The sequence below is a fragment of the Erysipelatoclostridium sp. DFI.2.3 genome (assembly GCF_019132535.1).
Taxonomy (GTDB): Bacteria; Bacillota_I; Bacilli_A; order Erysipelotrichales; family Erysipelotrichaceae; genus Clostridium_AQ; species Clostridium_AQ innocuum.
On sequence record NZ_JAHOOJ010000011.1, the window covers coordinates 111,486 to 128,315 of the forward strand.

Genomic DNA, 16,830 nt, shown 5'->3' on the forward strand with positions numbered 1-16,830 from the left:
TGTTTAGATCCTGCCTGAACATTTATTGTCAGTTACATGTCTGAACAATCATATTATAGCATCATATTTTTTTACGTCAATACTTAATTTACTTTTTCAATGAAGCATGCGAATTAAAAGAGTTTAAACTGATGTATTCTTGAATTTTATTTGCAGGCTGTGCTTTCCTCCATTTGCAGTGTCACGACCATTACCTGGGGCCGGTTGTTGATTCGCTGCGGTGCGCGACTGTTCCCGAGCCCTCGTGATACGACCATCGTACAACCATTCAGCTCATAAGCTCCATCCGTATAGGAAGGAAAGATTCCCTGATCCGGCGCATACAGCGCCCCCAGCTTGGGTACTACAATCTGACCGCCATGTGCATGTCCGCAGAATGCCAGAGATACGCCCTCCCTTGCATAATCCGCAAAATGCTCCGGACGATGAGAGAGCAGGATAGAAAAGGATGTATCTACGGTCTGCATGAGGTTATGCAGATTCATGAAATACCGATCCGATGCATAGGGATAGAATTTTTTATCCTTCAGCCCCAGAATGGATATGCTTTCCTCCTTGCGCGACAGCTCCAGCTTGCTGTTCTCCAATACCTGCACCCCGTAATCCAGCAGCACCTGCTTCAAATGCGGATATATGGGGGAAACCGCTTCATGATTTCCCGGCACATAATACACCGGTGCCACTGTAACCGCCTGTTTTATCAGCTGTACAACCGGCTGCATTGTATTCTTTGCAGTTCTGCGCCGATCGATCAAATCTCCTGTGATAACAATGATGTCCGGTGCACTCATACGGATTTTGCGAAGCAGATGCTTTTGATGATACCCAAAGCGTGTAGTATGCAGATCGGACAGCTGTACAATTCGAAATCCCGCAAAAGAGGCAGGAAGCTTCGCACTGCGCACCCGCAGATGACATACATCCAGACAGCGGTTCTCATGATACGAGAGTGCGAGTGCTGCGGCAGTGAATGCAGCCCCGGCCACCGTATATGTTTTTTTCTTCATATGATTTCCTCCTTGCCTGATTTGCGATATAATACCTGTGGTGATACATATGAAACAGCATATTGCATTCATCGGCTCCAGTGTGGCCGATGTCATCATTAGAATTCCTCATCTTCCTGTACGACAGGAGGATATCAATATCGAATCACAGACGCTTTCCCTTGGCGGCTGTGCCTTTAATGCCGCATGGATGTGCCGTTTGCTTGGTGGTGACCCGCTATTCTTTTCTCCGGTAGGTACCGGAATCTACGGTGACTTTGTCCGCCGCCAGCTACAGGAACACAGGATTGACATTCTGCTGGAAAGCAAGGAAGAAAACGGTTGCTGTTTCTGTCTGGTGGAGTCAGATGGTGAGCGCACCTTTCTCAGCCACCATGGTGCGGAATACCGATTTCAGAAGGAATGGTTCTCCCTGCTGGATTCCTATGGTGTTGATACCGTCTATGTGTGCGGTCTGGAGCTGGAAGAGAAAACTGGCATATACATTCTCGATTATCTGCAAAAGCATCCGCAGCTTACCATCTATTTCGCTCCCGGTCCACGACTGTCCGCACTTTCGCAAGGCTGTATCGAGACGCTGTTCAACCTGCACTGCATACTGCATCTAAATGAAGAGGAAGCCTGCAGCTTTACCGGCTGTCCGACTGTTCAACAGGCCGCAGAAAGTCTCTATGAACGTACACACAATATCGTTATCATCACCCTTGGCTCACGGGGATGTCTGCTGCAGCAGGAAGGAAAATGTACACACATTCCTACAGAAGCGGTTCAAATTCAGGATACAATCGGTGCCGGAGATGCCCATATCGGCAGCATCATCGCGTTGCGCGAGCAGGGCTATAGCTGGCAGGATACGCTTCGCATTGCCAATCGCATTTGCGGATATATCGTTTCCATACCGGGCGCCCTTATACATGAAGATGAGCTGACAGCCCTGTCCCTATTCTGAAACACTGCTCAGCTTGCCACTGGTGGAATCCATCATAAATCCGTAAATACGCACATCCTTTGGTATGAGAGGATGTTTTTTTAACAGCTCCACACTCTTTGCCACACTCACACAGCCATCATCAAAGCCCTCCAGCCAGCGGTCAAAATCAATTCCGCAGTATCGCAGAGATTCAATGGCGTTGTTCGAAATACCGCGCTTACGCATATTCTCCAGCAAATTTTCGGCATCCATATGCTGTACACCGCAATTCGTGTGACCGATTACCAGAATTTCCTCCACACCCAGTTCATAAATGGCAATCAAAAGACTTCGTACAACACTGCCAAAAGGATGTGTAATAACTCCTCCTGCGTTCTTTATAATTTTTGCATCGCCGTTTTTTATACCAAGTGCTGCCGGCAGCAGCTCAATCAGCCGCGTATCCATACAGGTAACGATAGCCAGACGCCGATCCGGATATTTGCTTGTTTGATAAGGCTCATAGCCCTTGTTCTTTACAAATTCCTCATTGTAGCTCAGAAGATCTTCAATCACTGACCTTCCTCCTTTCACATGTGTGAGCATTATACCATGAAATCATCAAGGAATTGTGTGAGACTTTGTTTTCTGAAAAAGTAAATCAGCCAGGCGAACAGACCCAGCACCGCCATGATAAAACAGAAGGCAAAGGTGTAATCCTCCTGCGTTTGTTTAACCGGTTCCAGATGAAGCGTCAGCACATAGCTGCGATTATAGTTGTATGGTGTTATCGCAAAGGTCACATCCTCCTTCAAGCGGTAATCCTTTTCCTTTTCATCCAGATGCAGACGATATGTGCCTATTGGCAGCTTCTGCAGTTCAATACTGTCTCTGTCACTGGTGATATTCCGAAGCTTCTTCCCCTGCTCATCCAGCAGCTCCATGGAAACATGGGATATTTTTTCATCATTCTCCTGCCGGATACGAAGCTTTACCGTCCCCAGCATACGTTCATTTACAACCTTCCAGCTTTGCTTCTTCTCCTGTGTTCCATCATATACAAAGCTGATGCGCTGTTTTGTTTTCTGATAGCCATAATCTGTCTGCGTCTGGATGAGCTGATATTCTCCGTAATCAAGATCATGTAAAACGATTCTGCCCGTTTTATCACTGGTCAGCTCCTGCAGAGGCTCCCCATAGCTGATAAGCTGAAATGCGGCTCCCTCAAGGGGTTTTCCGGTATCATCCTGTACCTGAACCACCCCCTGTACCACTTCTTCCTTAGCCTGCACAGGGGTTAGAAATACAGATATACAAACTCCACACAGGACACATGCTTTGATCATCGCTATCACCTCAATCTATCCTATGTGAGGTGTTCATGTTTTAAGCCTGATTTTCATCGACAAAAAAAGACTGCGGAATATTCTCCCCAGTCTTCTCAGCTATTCGCTTTTACTCACCTTGCGGTATTACATCCTGATCCAGCATTGCATGAAGCAGCGCAACGACTTCCTTATTCGTTTTTTCTCTGGCCTCTACGATCTCCAAAATCGTTTTCGTTCGAATGGCAGTCAGCTCTTCATTCAGATCATGCGGTATTTTCTCAATTGCCGAAAATGCCTCCTGCAGATATTCCTTCTGCTGTAAAATTGTATCAATCCTTGTTAAGATATCCTTCTTATTATTTGTCTCCAAAGTCTTTTCCTCCATGTTTTCCGGCGGCGTAAACAGACAGATGCAGGATGCTGTCACATAGTACGCCCTGCCTTTTTTCACCAGTCCTCTTGCACGGCGCTCATAGGTATTTTGCAGATGAACACCCTGCTCATCAATGACCTCTATATGCTTCATTTTCTCATCCTCTTTGTACCTTCGTCTTTTTATGATGGGTGTCTCCCCCTGTACAGCTTAACCATACCCCGTATACTTTGATAATGCAAGCTTTTTTCTTGTTTTTTTAGCCAACCAGCATCACGGTATAAGAAAACCGCAGACCCAAACAATCTGCGGTTATGTTACTATTTAAAATACTTCTTTACCAACTCATCCATCTTTCCGTTTTCCTTCATCGTTTTGATGGCTTTGTTGAATTCATCCTTCAATTTGTTGTCCTTCTGGAAAATCATTGCATTACCCGCAAGCTCAGCACCGGCTTCAAACTTGTAGTAGCTCAAATCTTCGTTATCTGCCGCAAGCTCCTCTGCTACTGCTTTTTCAACGACCATGGCATCAATGACTCCCTTTTTCATTTCCAGAACCATATCGGAATAAGCCTTTCTCTTGTCCAGCTTCAGCTTATATTCATCCTGAAGAGAGTTCAGAATGGATTCCTGAATGGTACCCATCTGCGTACCGATTTTCTTTCCTTTGATATCCTCTGTTTTTTTCATACCGCTGCTCTTCATTGTCAGCACATAGTTCTGTGCATCCTCTCCTGCATAGTATACATCAGAGAAATCCACCTGCTTTGCACGCTCCTCGGTATATGTGATGCCTGCAATACCGATATCTGCTTTTCCCTGCTTTACTGAAGGCACGATACCGTCAAAGTCAACATCCTCCCATTTCACGGTATAGCCTGCCAGTTTGGCAGCCTCATTCATAACGTCGATATCAAACCCGTACAGATTTCCCTTTTCATCCACCATCTCATATGGCTTGTAGCCGGAATTTGTATAAACGGTCAGCTCCTTCTTCGCCGTATCGCTTCCCTCTCCTGCTCCATCATCCTTGCTGCCGCAGCCCGCAAGTCCAGCCATCATAACAACAGCCATCAATCCAGTCAGTAACTTTTTCATCTTCTATTTCCTCTCTTTCCTTTTCTATATCATTTTTGACAGAAATTCCTTTGCCCTTGCCGTTTTCGGCTCTTCAAAGAACTCTGCTGCCTTACTGCATTCCTCAATATTTCCCTTATCCATGTAGATGACATAATCCGCAACCTTTTTGGCAAAGTTCATCTCATGAGTCACAACAATCATCGTAATACCGGTATGGTTCAAATCCTGAAGAACCTTCAGTACCTCACCGGTCATTTCCGGGTCCAGGGCGCTCGTCGGCTCATCAAACAGCAGGACATCCGGCTCCATCGCCAATGCTCTCGCTATCGCACATCGCTGCTTTTCACCACCGGACAGCTGATGCGGATAAGCGTCTGCACGATGCCGTAAGCCGACCTTTTCCAAAAGGGAGAGTCCCTTCGCTCTGGCTTCCTCCGCGTTCATCTTTTTCACCTTGCGAAGTGCATACGTAACATTGTCAATGGCTTTCATGTGATCAAACAAATTGAAATTCTGGAAAACCATTCCGATTTTTTCACGGACACGTGCCAAATCTGTTTTCGGATCATTGATTTTTGTTTCATTGTAAAATATATCCCCGCTGGTCGGTACCTCCAGCATATTCAGACAGCGAATGAAGGTTGACTTTCCTCCGCCGCTGCTGCCGATAATAGCATAGGTTTTTCCATCCTCGAAGGTAAAATTGACATCGAAGAGAACCTTTACACTATCACCGTAATTCTTATATAAATGCTCTACTCTAATCATATTTCAGCTTCCTTTCAATCGCCTTTCCAATGAGGGACAATACCTTATTCATAATATAATATACAAGGAACACAATCAGCAGCGGTTCAAAATCCGCATAGGTCTGATTCTTAACCGCATAGAACCAGTACATCATATCATGCAGACCAATCACAGATACGATGGAGGTTTCCTTGGTCAGTGTGATAAATTCATTGATAACCGCTGGCAGTACATTACGAAATGCCTGAGGGATAATAATATCTTTTCCAATATCTTTACCGGATACTCCCAATGCCTTCGCTGCCTCAATCTGCCCCTTATCAATACCATCAATACCGGCACGCATAATTTCTGACATATAGGCACCGGAGTTCAGGGAGAATACCAGAATTCCCGCAACCCAGTTGTTGATATTAAGCCCCGGAACCAGACTGGGAATACCGAAATAGATAAAAAACATCTGTACATATACCGGTGTTCCACGAAACAGATCAATATACGCCGCAACAATCAGATTGAATACCTTGTTCATCCTTCTTAGAAATACCGTCGCCAGACCAATCAGCGTTCCAAAGAATGCGGAAGCCAGGGACAATCCAAGAATAACCGGCACGCCACTTAACAGCAGCTGCCAGAACCTTTCTATTACTGTAATATCAAAATTCATAAAATCTCCTTCCTCTCTATAAAAATAAAATCGCCCTTCAAAAAATCAAAGGACGATTGCTCGCGGTACCACCTTAGTTCCGCCCGTTTGCACAACGGACGACGCTTATGCCTGTAACGTCAGGTAACACGGAACTGCCTCATGCCGCAGCGTTCGACAATCCAACTCCCAGACACGTTCCATCCTGTTTTACTCTCCTGCTCTCACCGGTATGCAGGCTCTCTTTGCAGCATTTCAGATGTACTACTTCTGTTCTCAGTTGTTAATATAACACTATTATACACGGATGCAAAAAGATTGCAACACTTTTCTGTAAATTTTTTGAAAAATATTTCATGTTTTTGTTTCAGGGCATTTTCATCAAATTTATATCATGAAAAGATTGTAAGATGGGCTAGTATATAGGGCGTTTCCCTGCTTTCCCATATACTGTAGGGAAAGGAGATGTTACATGATGATTTCAACAGCCGCATTAAAACCGGGAAGCATCGGAATTGGTGTAAACAAACAGCAGGCATATTTGAATATGATGCAGGAAAAGGGGTTCATCAATACCCGTAATCTGCAGGATGGTGTATATGGCACCAGAACGGAGCAGGCCGTACGGGAATGGCAGCGTTATGCAAACCTTCCGATTGATGGTGAAATCGGCAACGATACCTGGGATTCCATTGTAAACAAGCTTCGTGATCTACAGATTGTCACCAATATTCCTGTCGCAAGCAGCTCTTACTACCTCAGCTCTGGTGCGCAGGGAATTTCCGTCTTTAAAATGCAGGAATATCTGAATGAGATTGCTGCTGTCAACAAATGCTTGCGTCCGATACCGGTAGACGGCATGTATGGTCCAAGAACTACCACCATGGTACAGCAGTTCCAGTATTTATATGACTTAAACATCGACGGTGTCATTGGAAAGGCAACCTGGGATGCCATCGTTAACGAGCGTAATAAGCTGTAGGATGAAATTCACAAAACGATAACGGGAGGATTGTCTTTCCTGCCGTTTTCTACATAGAATATAACAATAATCCACCAGTATTGTGATCTGCTTAACCGACAAAAAAAGTACAGCAGAAGCTATCTGTGCTGCACCTGTGTTTAGGAAAAACGAATGGGGCGGTCAAATTCCAGAACCTCCTGTTCAACATACTTTTCTATTGCATTCAGCTGGTTTTTCTGAAAGATATCCGGCATCCTTCGCTTTTGCAGCAGATAGGTCAGCATGCCGAGCATAATAGACTCCAACGCCGCGATGATGAAATAAATTTTGAGAAACAGTGTTAAAACAAGGAAGACAGCCAGAAACAATATGCCTACGATCATAAGCAGGCGACGGTTGATGCCCCTGTAGGTTTCCTCCAGAAACGCTGTGTAGCGCTCAATAAAAGCATTCATTGCATCACTGCATGCATATCCCTGCAAGTCCAGAAAACGGGGGCGTTTTTTTCTGGGATTGCGCATGCATTCCTGTATTGCATACATCCGCATGGCACAATAGCGCGCCGCATTTTTATTTCCCTGCTCCTCATAGCAAAGTCCCTTCATATACATGAGCTTCATATACGAAGCATCGTCCAGCTCCTCCTTAGGATGCGTCATTAAATCATGCAGTGGTTCCTGCACATCCGCACCGGCGTGATTCTGCAGTGCAAAGAAGCGTTCCCACAGTACATTCAGTCTTGTATCAAAAGCTGTTTCACTCATCATCTCATCCATACCCTTTACTCCTTTTTATTTCCATTATTATATCATATCCGTGAAGCAATCACCCGCAAATGTAAACATACGCTCATATATGTATGCTATCCAGCAATGCGTTCCTTCAGCTTTTTCATTTCACTGGTACGAACCCGCTCGATATGCAGGGCAAGATATCCGATTTCTGTTTCCGGAATATCCTTATGATAGACCTTGCGCAGCTCCTCACAGATTTTCTGCGCCGTTTTGTAGGCATAGGGAAACTGCTTCGATACATAATCGCCGACATCCATCTGCAGCTCCTCATCCGATTGCAGCCGCAGCATCAGAAACTTCATATGATTCATCAAACGGGTATAGGACATGGAATTGGTATCGATTGAAATCCCATAGTCCCGCTCCACCTCTTCGATACTGTCGCGTATGATAACCGCTGTCTGCATCGCCTCTGAAACCTTGTCTTCCCCTCTTGCGGAATGCACGTGCAGCGTGATATAGCCGATTTCTCCTTCATTGATCGTATAGCCGCACATTTCCTCGATAATTGCCTTTCCCTGCAAGGCGACCTCATATTCCTCCCGGTAAAGCAAAGCGATTTCACTGGCGAAGGGATTGGAAATATCCATATTTGCCTTCATCCGCTCAATGGAAAAAGCGATATGATCCGCCAGCGGCAGCAATATGTTTTTATCAACCTCATGAAATCTGGCCTGCGCAAGCTGCAAAATTCTGCCTGCGACCTCAATGAAGATTGGATTGACCTCCTGTATGATTTCCATGGCATCCCCATGATCATTTGTTTCCGTGAACCGATACAGCTCCACGCCCGCACCCAGGGTGATGGAATCCCCGTTTTTCTTTCCGAAGCCGATCCCCTTCCCCAGGAATATCATGGATACACCGGATGCATCCTGTACCAGTACACTGTTGTTGTTTAATGTTTTTACAACGGTATACATAAATGTCCCCCTTTCCTAAAACCCGTTTCCTTATACACCTATTCCTTACCTGCCTGACGTAACAGATAATCCTCCAAATCCGATTTTATAATCGTCACACGGGGACCGTAAATAATCTGCAGACCGCGACTTTTCTTATAGATACCGGCAGCTCCGCTTGCCTGCAGCAATATATCATCCATCTGCATTGGATCCTTCATCGCCACATGAAGTCTTGTCGCACAGCAGTCCAGACTTATGATATTGTCCTTTCCTCCAAGTCCTGCACAGATCAAAGAGGACAGGGCATCTGCATCGCTATCTTTTTTCTCTATTTGCTGTCCTTCATCCGTTTTCTCCACCACCGCAAGCCTCTCGCTGACTTTTATTTCCTGTGATTCGCTTTCTCTTCCCAGTGTCTTGAAATCGAACCTTTTGATCAGAAAGGTGAACAGCACATAGTAGATGATAAAATAGAAAACGCCGACAACGACGATCATAATCCAGTTGGTTTTTGCATTTCCCTGAAGAATGCCAAACAAAAACAGATCGATCAATCCTCCGGAAAAGGTTAAGCCAACACCGACCTGCAGCATATGCATGAGCATAAATGCACAGCCTGCCAGTACACAGTGTATGACATAAAGCAGCGGGGCCGCAAACAGAAAGGTATATTCCAGTGGCTCGGTGATACCGGTCAGCATACTCGTAAGCGCAGCGGAAATCAGCAGTCCTCCGGCAATTTTCTGTTTTTTGGGCAAAGCACAGTGATACATGGCAAGGGCAGCTCCGGGAAGACCGAACATCATCAGTGGAAATTTACCGGACATGAAGCGCGTTGCCTCTACGCTGAAGCGTACGGTATTGGGATCCGCAAGCTGAGCAAAGAAGATATTCTGTGCTCCCTGCACACTGACTCCCGCAATTTCCATCGTACCGCCAACTGCCGTCTGCCAGAACGGAAGATAAAAGACATGATGAAGCCCGAAGGGAATCAGTGCGCGCTCGATCACCCCGTAAAGAAAGGTTCCGTAATACCCGGAGCGTTGCACGATATCCCCAAGCATATAAATCCCCTCCTGTAAAACCGGCCAGATATAGAACATCAGAATGCCGACCAGCAGATAGACGATGGAACAGATGATGGGCACAAAGCGTGTTCCTCCAAAGAAACTCAGAATGCGCGGAAGCTGAATTTTGTAAAAACGATTGTGTAGTGCAGCCGTACCAAGCCCTACAAGGACTCCGCCAAACATCCCCATCTGTAAAGAGGTGATGCCGGTCACTGAAGTTACAGAGCCTTCCGGAAGCGATCCCGCCATATCCGTAAGCTCCAGCATCGTAGCGATGGAGGTATGCATGATGAAAAAGCTGATCGCGGATGCAAGAACTGCGACCTCCTTTTCCTTCTTCGCCATCCCCAGTGCCACCCCCATAGCAAATATCAGGGGCAGATTCGTAAATACGATATTGCCGGCATTGCTCATCACCTTGAATATCATATAGAAGAATGTTCCTTCACCCAAAAGCCATTGCAATCCATAGGCAGCGATCATATTGGGATTGCTGAGTGATTCCCCGATTCCCAGCAGCAGACCCGCAACCGGAAGTATGGCAATCGGCAGCATAAAGCTTCTTCCCACCCGCTGCAGAACATTGAGCATGCGATCTTTCATATATGTTCTGTATGAGTCGCCCGTACAGCGAATTCATACACTCCTTTCTCCTTACAACTAAACCATATATAATATGGTACCAATTTTGGAAGATATTGTAAAGGAAAAAACAACATTCGATTTCCATATTGTGCCTGTATTTCTTTACTATTCACATGCACCCATATGCTGAAAAAGGGAGTCAACATTTCTGTTGAAACCCTTTTTGTAAGCACGCTGTATCAGCAGGATGCCTGATCCTCTTTTTTTCTGTGAACGATGCGTCTGATACTTCGTTTGATGACATCAAGGAAGCTCAGGGAACGCACCATCCGCTCTTTGTCTACATAGTTTGCGACCGCACGCAGCAGGGCTTTGTTGTCGCGGGAGGAGAAGGAGAATGTACCGCTGCTTTTTGTCATGACTGCAAAGCGTGAAATCTTTCTGCCTTTGAACAATACAGAAGCAACGATGGTATCCACCTCGTCCCAGGGAATCTGAATATAATCCTTAACATTGCGATCATTATAAAACTCGAAGGCCCGATCCCCTACCATGATCTTCCCATACGCTGATAATCCCATATAGGAAATACCCTTGACTGTATAATCCACCGTTGTGTTTCTTGACTGTACCATATCTGATTTCCTCCTCTGCCGCGAAGCTATGCAACCTTTTTAAACGGCTCCTACATCACGCCGCCAAGACGTGCCAGAATACCTACGATGAATAAAGCTATGATAATGATGATCGGTGATACCTTTTTCTTTAACAGCCAGCAGCACAGCAGCGTCAGCAGCAATGCTGCCAGTCCCGGAATCAGCTGATCCAGATTCTGCTGCAGGGTTGTCACCTTTTCCACATTTAAGCCGGTGCTTCCCAGTGCATCGTACTGCGTAATAGCCTCACGTACACCGTCAATGCCGCTGGACAGGTTATCCCAGTCAATGAACGCTCCCTTTGACTGTGTAACCGTAGATACAACAGGTGTAAAGGAAATGCTTACCCAGCGCTGTACAAGAGATCCGATGATAAACATACCCAGAATGGATGCCCCGCTTGTTATTTTACCAAGCAGACCACCGGAAAGATCCTTTACAATAGAGGTTCCCACCTTGTAGCCGAACTCCTGTGTATACCAGATAAAGGCCCAGCGGATCACATTCCATGCCACAAAGAACAGCAGTGGTCCGATGATGTTTCCGGACAATGCCAGGGATGCACCAAGCGCTCCCAGAATCGGACGCAGGGTAAACCAGAATACCGGATCTCCGACACCTGCCAGCGGTCCCATCATACCGACCTTGACACCCTGTATTGCCGCATCATCCACAGACACCCCGTTGGCACGCTCCTCTTCAAGTGCCAGCGTAACACCCATAACCGGTGCAGACACATAAGGATGTGTATTATAGAATTCCATATGACGCTTCAATGCGGCAATCTGGTCATCCTTATTCGGATACAGCTTTTTAATGGCAGGGATGATGGAATAACACCAGCCGCCATTCTGCATACGTTCATAATTCCAGGAACCCTGAAGGAACTGATGACGCCATGCAACTGACAAACGATCTTTTTTCGATAATGTAATTTTCTCCATGTTTTCTTCCTCCTTCAAGATCAATAATCATTCAATATATCGCCAAGCGGATCACCGGTATTACTGCTTCCTCCGCCGTTATTGGAACCACCGTGCTCCTTCAGTCCCAGATAAATCAGTGCAATGACAACACCGATTACGCCCAGTGCGATCAGCGTCAGCTGGTTCAGTGCAGCTAGCACAAAGCCCAGAGCGAAGAACGGCCAGGTTTCCTTTGTTGCCATCATGTTGATAACCATGGCATACCCTACTGCAGCAACCATTCCTCCACCGACTGCCATACCACCGGACAGCCAGGATGGCATCTGATTCAATACATCGGTAACAACACCCGGAGATACGACGCACAGGGCAGCAGCAGGAATCGCGATACGTACACCCTGCAGCAGGATAGCAAGCATCTGCCATACCTCCATCATGCGGATATTTCCCTTTTCAGCAGCGGCATCCATAAAGTGAACCATTGGAATTGCAATGGTACGACAGATCATTGTTAAAAACAGACCTGCTACGGACAGCGGTACGGCAACAGCAATGGATGTGGAAATTGCGTTATTTACATCGGTTGCTCCACCCTGCAATCCCAATACCATGATGATTGCCGATGCAACAGAAGCCAGGGCGGCATCCGGAGCAATCGCTGCTCCTACGTTTGCCCAGCCCAGTGCCATCATCTGCAGGGAGCCTCCTAAAATGATACCTTCCTTCATATGACCGCTCACGATACCGATCAGCGTACATGCTACCAGTGGCTGATGGAACTGAAATTCATCCAGGACCCCTTCCATACCAGCCAGAAGAGCAACGATAACGATTAGTAAAATTGTAATAATTGACATTATGATCTCCTCCTGTTCCTTAAGCCAGCTCTGCTTTGGCTTTCTTTATAATATCGTCCATGTTTTCTTTGGAATCGTTTGGTACCTTGCGCACATCAAACTGGATTCCCTTTGCTTTCAGCTTTTCAAAGGTTTTGACATCGTCCTTACCAAGAGACAGCACCTTGCTCACTGCAATCTTTCCGACGGAATGTGCCATGGAGCCGATATTCAGCTCCTTCACGTCCACGCCGCCTTCAATGGCACGAAGCGCATCCTGCGGTGTTTCAAACAGCAGCATCGCTTTTGTATTTCCAAAACGCGGGTCCTTTGCGACCTGAATCATTTTATCAACCGGAACAACGTTGGCCTTCACACCCGGAGGAGCCGCCTGTTCAATCAGGTTTTTTCGCAGCTCATCCTTTGCAACACCGTCGGAAACCACGATGATACGCGTTGGCTTAACGGTTTTTGTCCATGCTGTGGCTACCTGTCCATGCAACAGACGGGAATCAATACGTGCCAGCACATATTTGATATGTCCGTCTCCGATTACGGTTCCCTCAGGAATCGCTCCCTGCGGCGTCACCGGCTCAGCTGCCTGTTTTTCCTGTGCAGGCTCCAGTGCCTCCGGAAGCAATCGAACCCCTTCCTTTGCCACCCCATATACATGTGCGGCAATCTCCTGTGCGGATTCCATTGACATTCTGGATGCAAATGCTTCAATCAGCATCGGCAGATTCAATCCTGTAACGACAGCCCATGTGTCTTCATGACCGTTGATCAGTCCACTGGTCTGATTGAACGGTGTACCGCCCCAGAGGTCTACCATGAACAGGACCTGCTCAGGATTTTCGAATGTAGTGATTGCTTCTTCCATTTTTGCGCGAATGTCATCCGGTCCTTCACTTGGCTGCAGTGTTACTGCTTTTACATTGGGCTGCGTTCCGAAAATCATTTCCCCGGATTGCAGAATGCCTTTCGCAAAATCACCGTGACTTGCAAGAATAATTCCTACCATTTTTTCTCCTACCTTTCTTTTTTTGAATCCCTCGCAATGCAAAAAAACAGGCATCACTCTTCGATTGGATAGACTCCGCCTTTACTCGGTAATCCATCTTCTCAAATAGTTAATGCCTGTTCTTGATAACAGTAACACACCACGAAGTATTCACTTTTTACGGGTAAATAATATCATTGGTATCGCTTACTGTCAATTCTTTTTTTCATTATTTCTTGTATACAGCCATCAAAGCTGCGCGCTTTAGCACCCAGCTTTCAAGAGAAGCTGCACACACTAAAAGCATATCCTGACACCTGCCTATGCGATGGCCCTGTCTTCTTGTACACCATTGCCGTTTTCCAATGATGAGCAACCCGGGCAATGGATCCATCACACTGTCCCACTGCTTTCACATACCCTTTTGGCGCATGGCTTTCGGTGCATGCAGGAAAGGATAGCATACTCATACAGGGTACGGTTCTCATGCGGTGACATGCTATAAAAACAGGGAAATCCAATGCTGTGATATGCAGCAACAGCAGCTCGGATTCCCCTTTTCAATACGATTGAAAGCCGCGAATGCGAAGACAGCAGCGATAAGATTTCTATATCATACCTTCTGCTTTTCTCCCTGCTGATAGGCCTCATACAGAGCTTGTCCGCTTTTACAGCCTTTTGAACAGCCGCTACATCCCCCACTGCAGGATTCCTCTTTGCGAATCGAACGCAGTGCAAGGATGATCAGCAGCAGCAAAAGTAATGAAATGATAATGGTAGCCATCCTTCATCAATCCTCTCTTTCTTGGTGTCAGGCATTGACCTTTACTTTTTCAAGATGCACCTGTTTTTTAGATTCCGAACGAAACAGCAGATACAGCATAACCAGCAGGAAAAGCAGAGCGATGATCAGACCGATCCCGAATACGCCGGTTGTAAAGAAGGTTGCGAACTGGAAGATCATAAAGGCAATCACATAGGCGAATACACACTGATAAGCGACAGCGAAGATCGTCCATTTCGCATTGTTCATTTCACGCTTGATCGCACCGATTGCGGCAAAGCATGGTGCGCACAGCAGATTGAATACCAGGAAGGAGTATGCTGCTGCAACCGTGAAGCTTGCTGCCAGCGTTCCCCAGATTTCTAATCCATCCTCTGCCACTTCGGCAAAGCCGTACAGGATACCAAAGGTAGCCACGACATTTTCCTTTGCGACCAGACCGGTAATTGCGGCAACGGATGCCTGCCAGTCTCCCCAGCCCAGCGGTGCAAACAGCGGTGCAATCGCAGAGCCCAGATTCGCCAGGAAGCTTTCGTTTAGCTGCGATTCTTCCAGCATGGTGAAGCCTCCGTTTACGAAGCCGAAGTTGGAAGTAAACCAGATAAAGATCGTAGACAGCAGAATAATGCTTCCCGCTTTCTTGATAAAACTCCATCCGCGCTCCCACATACTGCGAAGAACATTCAAAGTCTTTGGAACGTGGTAGGCAGGAAGCTCCATGACAAACGGTGACGGATCACCTGCAAACATACGTGTTTTCTTCAACATGATACCAGATAATATGATGGCAGCAATGCCGACAAAATATGCGCTCGGTGCCACCCAGCTTGCTCCGTGGAACAGCGCTCCGGCAATCAGTGCAATAATAGGAAGCTTGGCGCTGCATGGAATGAAGGTCGTTGTCATGATCGTCATACGGCGATCCTTTTCACTTTCAATCGTACGGCTTGCCATGATGCCCGGCACACCGCAGCCGGTTCCGATCAGCATCGGAATAAAGGATTTACCGGATAATCCGAATTTGCGGAAAATACGGTCCATGATAAAGGCGATACGTGCCATATAGCCGCAGTCTTCCAGAATCGCCAGAAACAGGAAGAGCACCAGCATCTGCGGAACAAAGCCGAGAACTGCCCCGATACCGGCAATGATACCATCGACAAGCAGAGAAACCAGCCAGCCTGCAGTTCCAATGCCTTCCAGAAAGGAAGTCACAGCAGGAGGAATGATATCTCCAAACAGCACATCATTTGTCCAGTCCGTCACATACGTACCAACCGTCGTTACGGATACATAGTATACCAGATACATCACCACAGCGAAGATCGGCAATGCGAGCCAGCGGTTGGTAACAAAACGGTCAATACGGTCAGATACATTCATACCGCTGTGCTTTTTCACATAGGTCTGCTTCATCAGCTTAGCGATGTATTCATAGCGTTCATTGGTGATAATGCTTTCGGCATCATCGTCATAGCTATCCTCCAGCTCCTTACGCAAAGCATTTACGATGCTGCTGTCTGTACTGTTTAGCGGTGCGGATGTCATAATTTTCTCATCATTTTCCAGATATTTCACCGCATACCAGAAGCTGCTGGCTCCCTTTGCCTGCACGGCGCTCAGATCAGCAATTTTCAGCAGACAATCCTTCAGCAGTCCTTCGTAAATATTGGTAAAGGCAGTATGTTTGTTACTGAGCATACCGACTGCTTTCTGAATCAGTTCATCCAGTCCGCGGTTTTTCAATGCGGATACCTCCACAACCGGAATATTTAACAGATCAGACAGCTTGCATGTGTTCACTTCTGTTTTATTCTGCTGCATCAAATCCATCATATTCAGTGCCGCAACAACCGGAATACCCGTTTCCTGCAGCTGTGTTGTCAGATACAGATTTCTCTCCAGATTTGTTGCGTCGATAATATTGATAATCAAATCCGGCTGTTCTTCCACCAGATAGTTTCTTGCCACCACTTCATCCAGAGAATACGGTGACAGGGAATAGATACCCGGAAGGTCGGTAATCACGATATCTTTGTGACCCTTCAGCTTCCCTTCTTTTTTCTCTACGGTTACACCCGGCCAGTTACCTACATATTGGTTACTGCCTGTCAGTGCATTGAACATCGTTGTCTTTCCACAGTTTGGATTTCCAGCCAATGCGATTCTGTACATAATCTCCCTCCTCTGTTAGCTTAGACTAACTCAATCTTC

General features: G+C 46.4%; 18 protein-coding genes and 1 other annotated feature. Of the genes, 2 read left to right on the forward strand and 16 right to left on the reverse strand.

The features are described 5' to 3' along the window. Window positions 1–146 precede the first annotated feature (146 nt). On the reverse strand, window positions 147–1,007 hold the full coding sequence (locus tag KSZ58_RS12700; RefSeq protein ID WP_009270981.1) for a metallophosphoesterase: 861 nt from the start codon (window positions 1,005–1,007) through the stop codon (window positions 147–149). Window positions 1,008–1,056: 49 nt separating this feature from the next. Here KSZ58_RS12700 and KSZ58_RS12705 point away from each other — a divergent pair, with 49 nt between their 5' ends. Then, on the forward strand, window positions 1,057–1,956 hold the full coding sequence (locus tag KSZ58_RS12705) for a carbohydrate kinase family protein (RefSeq protein ID WP_008817507.1): 900 nt from the start codon (window positions 1,057–1,059) through the stop codon (window positions 1,954–1,956). On the opposite strand, the gene KSZ58_RS12710 is transcribed toward KSZ58_RS12705, so the two are convergent. The 6 genes from KSZ58_RS12710 to KSZ58_RS12735 all read right to left on the reverse strand — a co-directional run bounded on the left by KSZ58_RS12710 (window position 1,948) and on the right by KSZ58_RS12735 (window position 6,117). Then, on the reverse strand, window positions 1,948–2,493 hold the full coding sequence (locus KSZ58_RS12710; RefSeq protein ID WP_008817508.1) for a carbonic anhydrase: 546 nt from the start codon (window positions 2,491–2,493) through the stop codon (window positions 1,948–1,950). The two genes, KSZ58_RS12705 and KSZ58_RS12710, sit on opposite strands and share 9 nt — an antisense overlap. 29 nt (window positions 2,494–2,522) lie before the next feature. After that, complete coding sequence (locus tag KSZ58_RS12715; protein ID WP_008817509.1) at window positions 2,523–3,263, reverse strand: collagen binding domain-containing protein; 741 nt, start codon at window positions 3,261–3,263, stop codon at window positions 2,523–2,525. A gap of 109 nt (window positions 3,264–3,372) precedes the next feature. Continuing rightward, window positions 3,373–3,771, reverse strand: coding sequence for a hypothetical protein (locus tag KSZ58_RS12720; RefSeq protein WP_008817510.1), 399 nt, complete (start codon window positions 3,769–3,771; stop codon window positions 3,373–3,375). Window positions 3,772–3,938: 167 nt separating this feature from the next. Next, window positions 3,939–4,718, reverse strand: coding sequence for a transporter substrate-binding domain-containing protein (locus tag KSZ58_RS12725; RefSeq protein ID WP_002610553.1), 780 nt, complete (start codon window positions 4,716–4,718; stop codon window positions 3,939–3,941). Between the two features lie 24 nt (window positions 4,719–4,742). Beyond that, entirely contained in the window at window positions 4,743–5,468 is a 726-nt protein-coding gene (locus KSZ58_RS12730; RefSeq protein ID WP_002610551.1) for an amino acid ABC transporter ATP-binding protein, read from the reverse strand. Beyond that, entirely contained in the window at window positions 5,461–6,117 is a 657-nt protein-coding gene (locus KSZ58_RS12735; protein WP_002610550.1) for an amino acid ABC transporter permease, read from the reverse strand. Before KSZ58_RS12735 ends, KSZ58_RS12730 begins: the two co-directional genes overlap by 8 nt. 45 nt (window positions 6,118–6,162) lie before the next feature. Further along, window positions 6,163–6,383: a binding site (T-box leader), on the reverse strand. 185 nt (window positions 6,384–6,568) lie between these two features. Here KSZ58_RS12735 and KSZ58_RS12740 point away from each other — a divergent pair. After that, window positions 6,569–7,078 (forward strand): peptidoglycan-binding protein, encoded by a 510-nt coding sequence (locus tag KSZ58_RS12740; RefSeq protein WP_002610548.1) that lies wholly within the window; start codon window positions 6,569–6,571, stop codon window positions 7,076–7,078. Window positions 7,079–7,218: 140 nt separating this feature from the next. Here the strand turns inward: KSZ58_RS12740 and KSZ58_RS12745 are convergent, their stop codons facing one another. From KSZ58_RS12745 to feoB, 9 genes are all read right to left on the reverse strand, one after another. Then, complete coding sequence (locus KSZ58_RS12745) at window positions 7,219–7,836, reverse strand: hypothetical protein (protein ID WP_008817511.1); 618 nt, start codon at window positions 7,834–7,836, stop codon at window positions 7,219–7,221. Window positions 7,837–7,922: 86 nt separating this feature from the next. Further along, on the reverse strand, window positions 7,923–8,777 hold the full coding sequence (locus tag KSZ58_RS12750) for a PRD domain-containing protein (RefSeq protein WP_008817512.1): 855 nt from the start codon (window positions 8,775–8,777) through the stop codon (window positions 7,923–7,925). Between the two features lie 38 nt (window positions 8,778–8,815). Beyond that, window positions 8,816–10,432 (reverse strand): PTS transporter subunit EIIC, encoded by a 1,617-nt coding sequence (locus KSZ58_RS12755; protein WP_008817513.1) that lies wholly within the window; start codon window positions 10,430–10,432, stop codon window positions 8,816–8,818. Between the two features lie 221 nt (window positions 10,433–10,653). Then, on the reverse strand, window positions 10,654–11,049 hold the full coding sequence (locus KSZ58_RS12760) for a DUF956 family protein (RefSeq protein WP_008817514.1): 396 nt from the start codon (window positions 11,047–11,049) through the stop codon (window positions 10,654–10,656). Between the two features lie 50 nt (window positions 11,050–11,099). After that, entirely contained in the window at window positions 11,100–12,014 is a 915-nt protein-coding gene (locus KSZ58_RS12765; RefSeq protein WP_002610539.1) for a PTS system mannose/fructose/sorbose family transporter subunit IID, read from the reverse strand. Window positions 12,015–12,034: 20 nt separating this feature from the next. Next, on the reverse strand, window positions 12,035–12,853 hold the full coding sequence (locus tag KSZ58_RS12770) for a PTS mannose/fructose/sorbose transporter subunit IIC (protein ID WP_008817515.1): 819 nt from the start codon (window positions 12,851–12,853) through the stop codon (window positions 12,035–12,037). Window positions 12,854–12,872: 19 nt separating this feature from the next. Further along, entirely contained in the window at window positions 12,873–13,853 is a 981-nt protein-coding gene (locus tag KSZ58_RS12775) for a mannose/fructose/sorbose PTS transporter subunit IIA (protein WP_008817516.1), read from the reverse strand. A gap of 592 nt (window positions 13,854–14,445) precedes the next feature. Continuing rightward, window positions 14,446–14,616: a FeoB-associated Cys-rich membrane protein gene (locus tag KSZ58_RS12780; protein WP_009270983.1), complete on the reverse strand. Its 171-nt coding sequence runs from the start codon at window positions 14,614–14,616 to the stop codon at window positions 14,446–14,448. Between the two features lie 27 nt (window positions 14,617–14,643). Continuing rightward, window positions 14,644–16,791 (reverse strand): ferrous iron transport protein B, encoded by a 2,148-nt coding sequence (gene feoB, locus KSZ58_RS12785; protein WP_009270984.1) that lies wholly within the window; start codon window positions 16,789–16,791, stop codon window positions 14,644–14,646. Window positions 16,792–16,830: the final 39 nt, after the last annotated feature.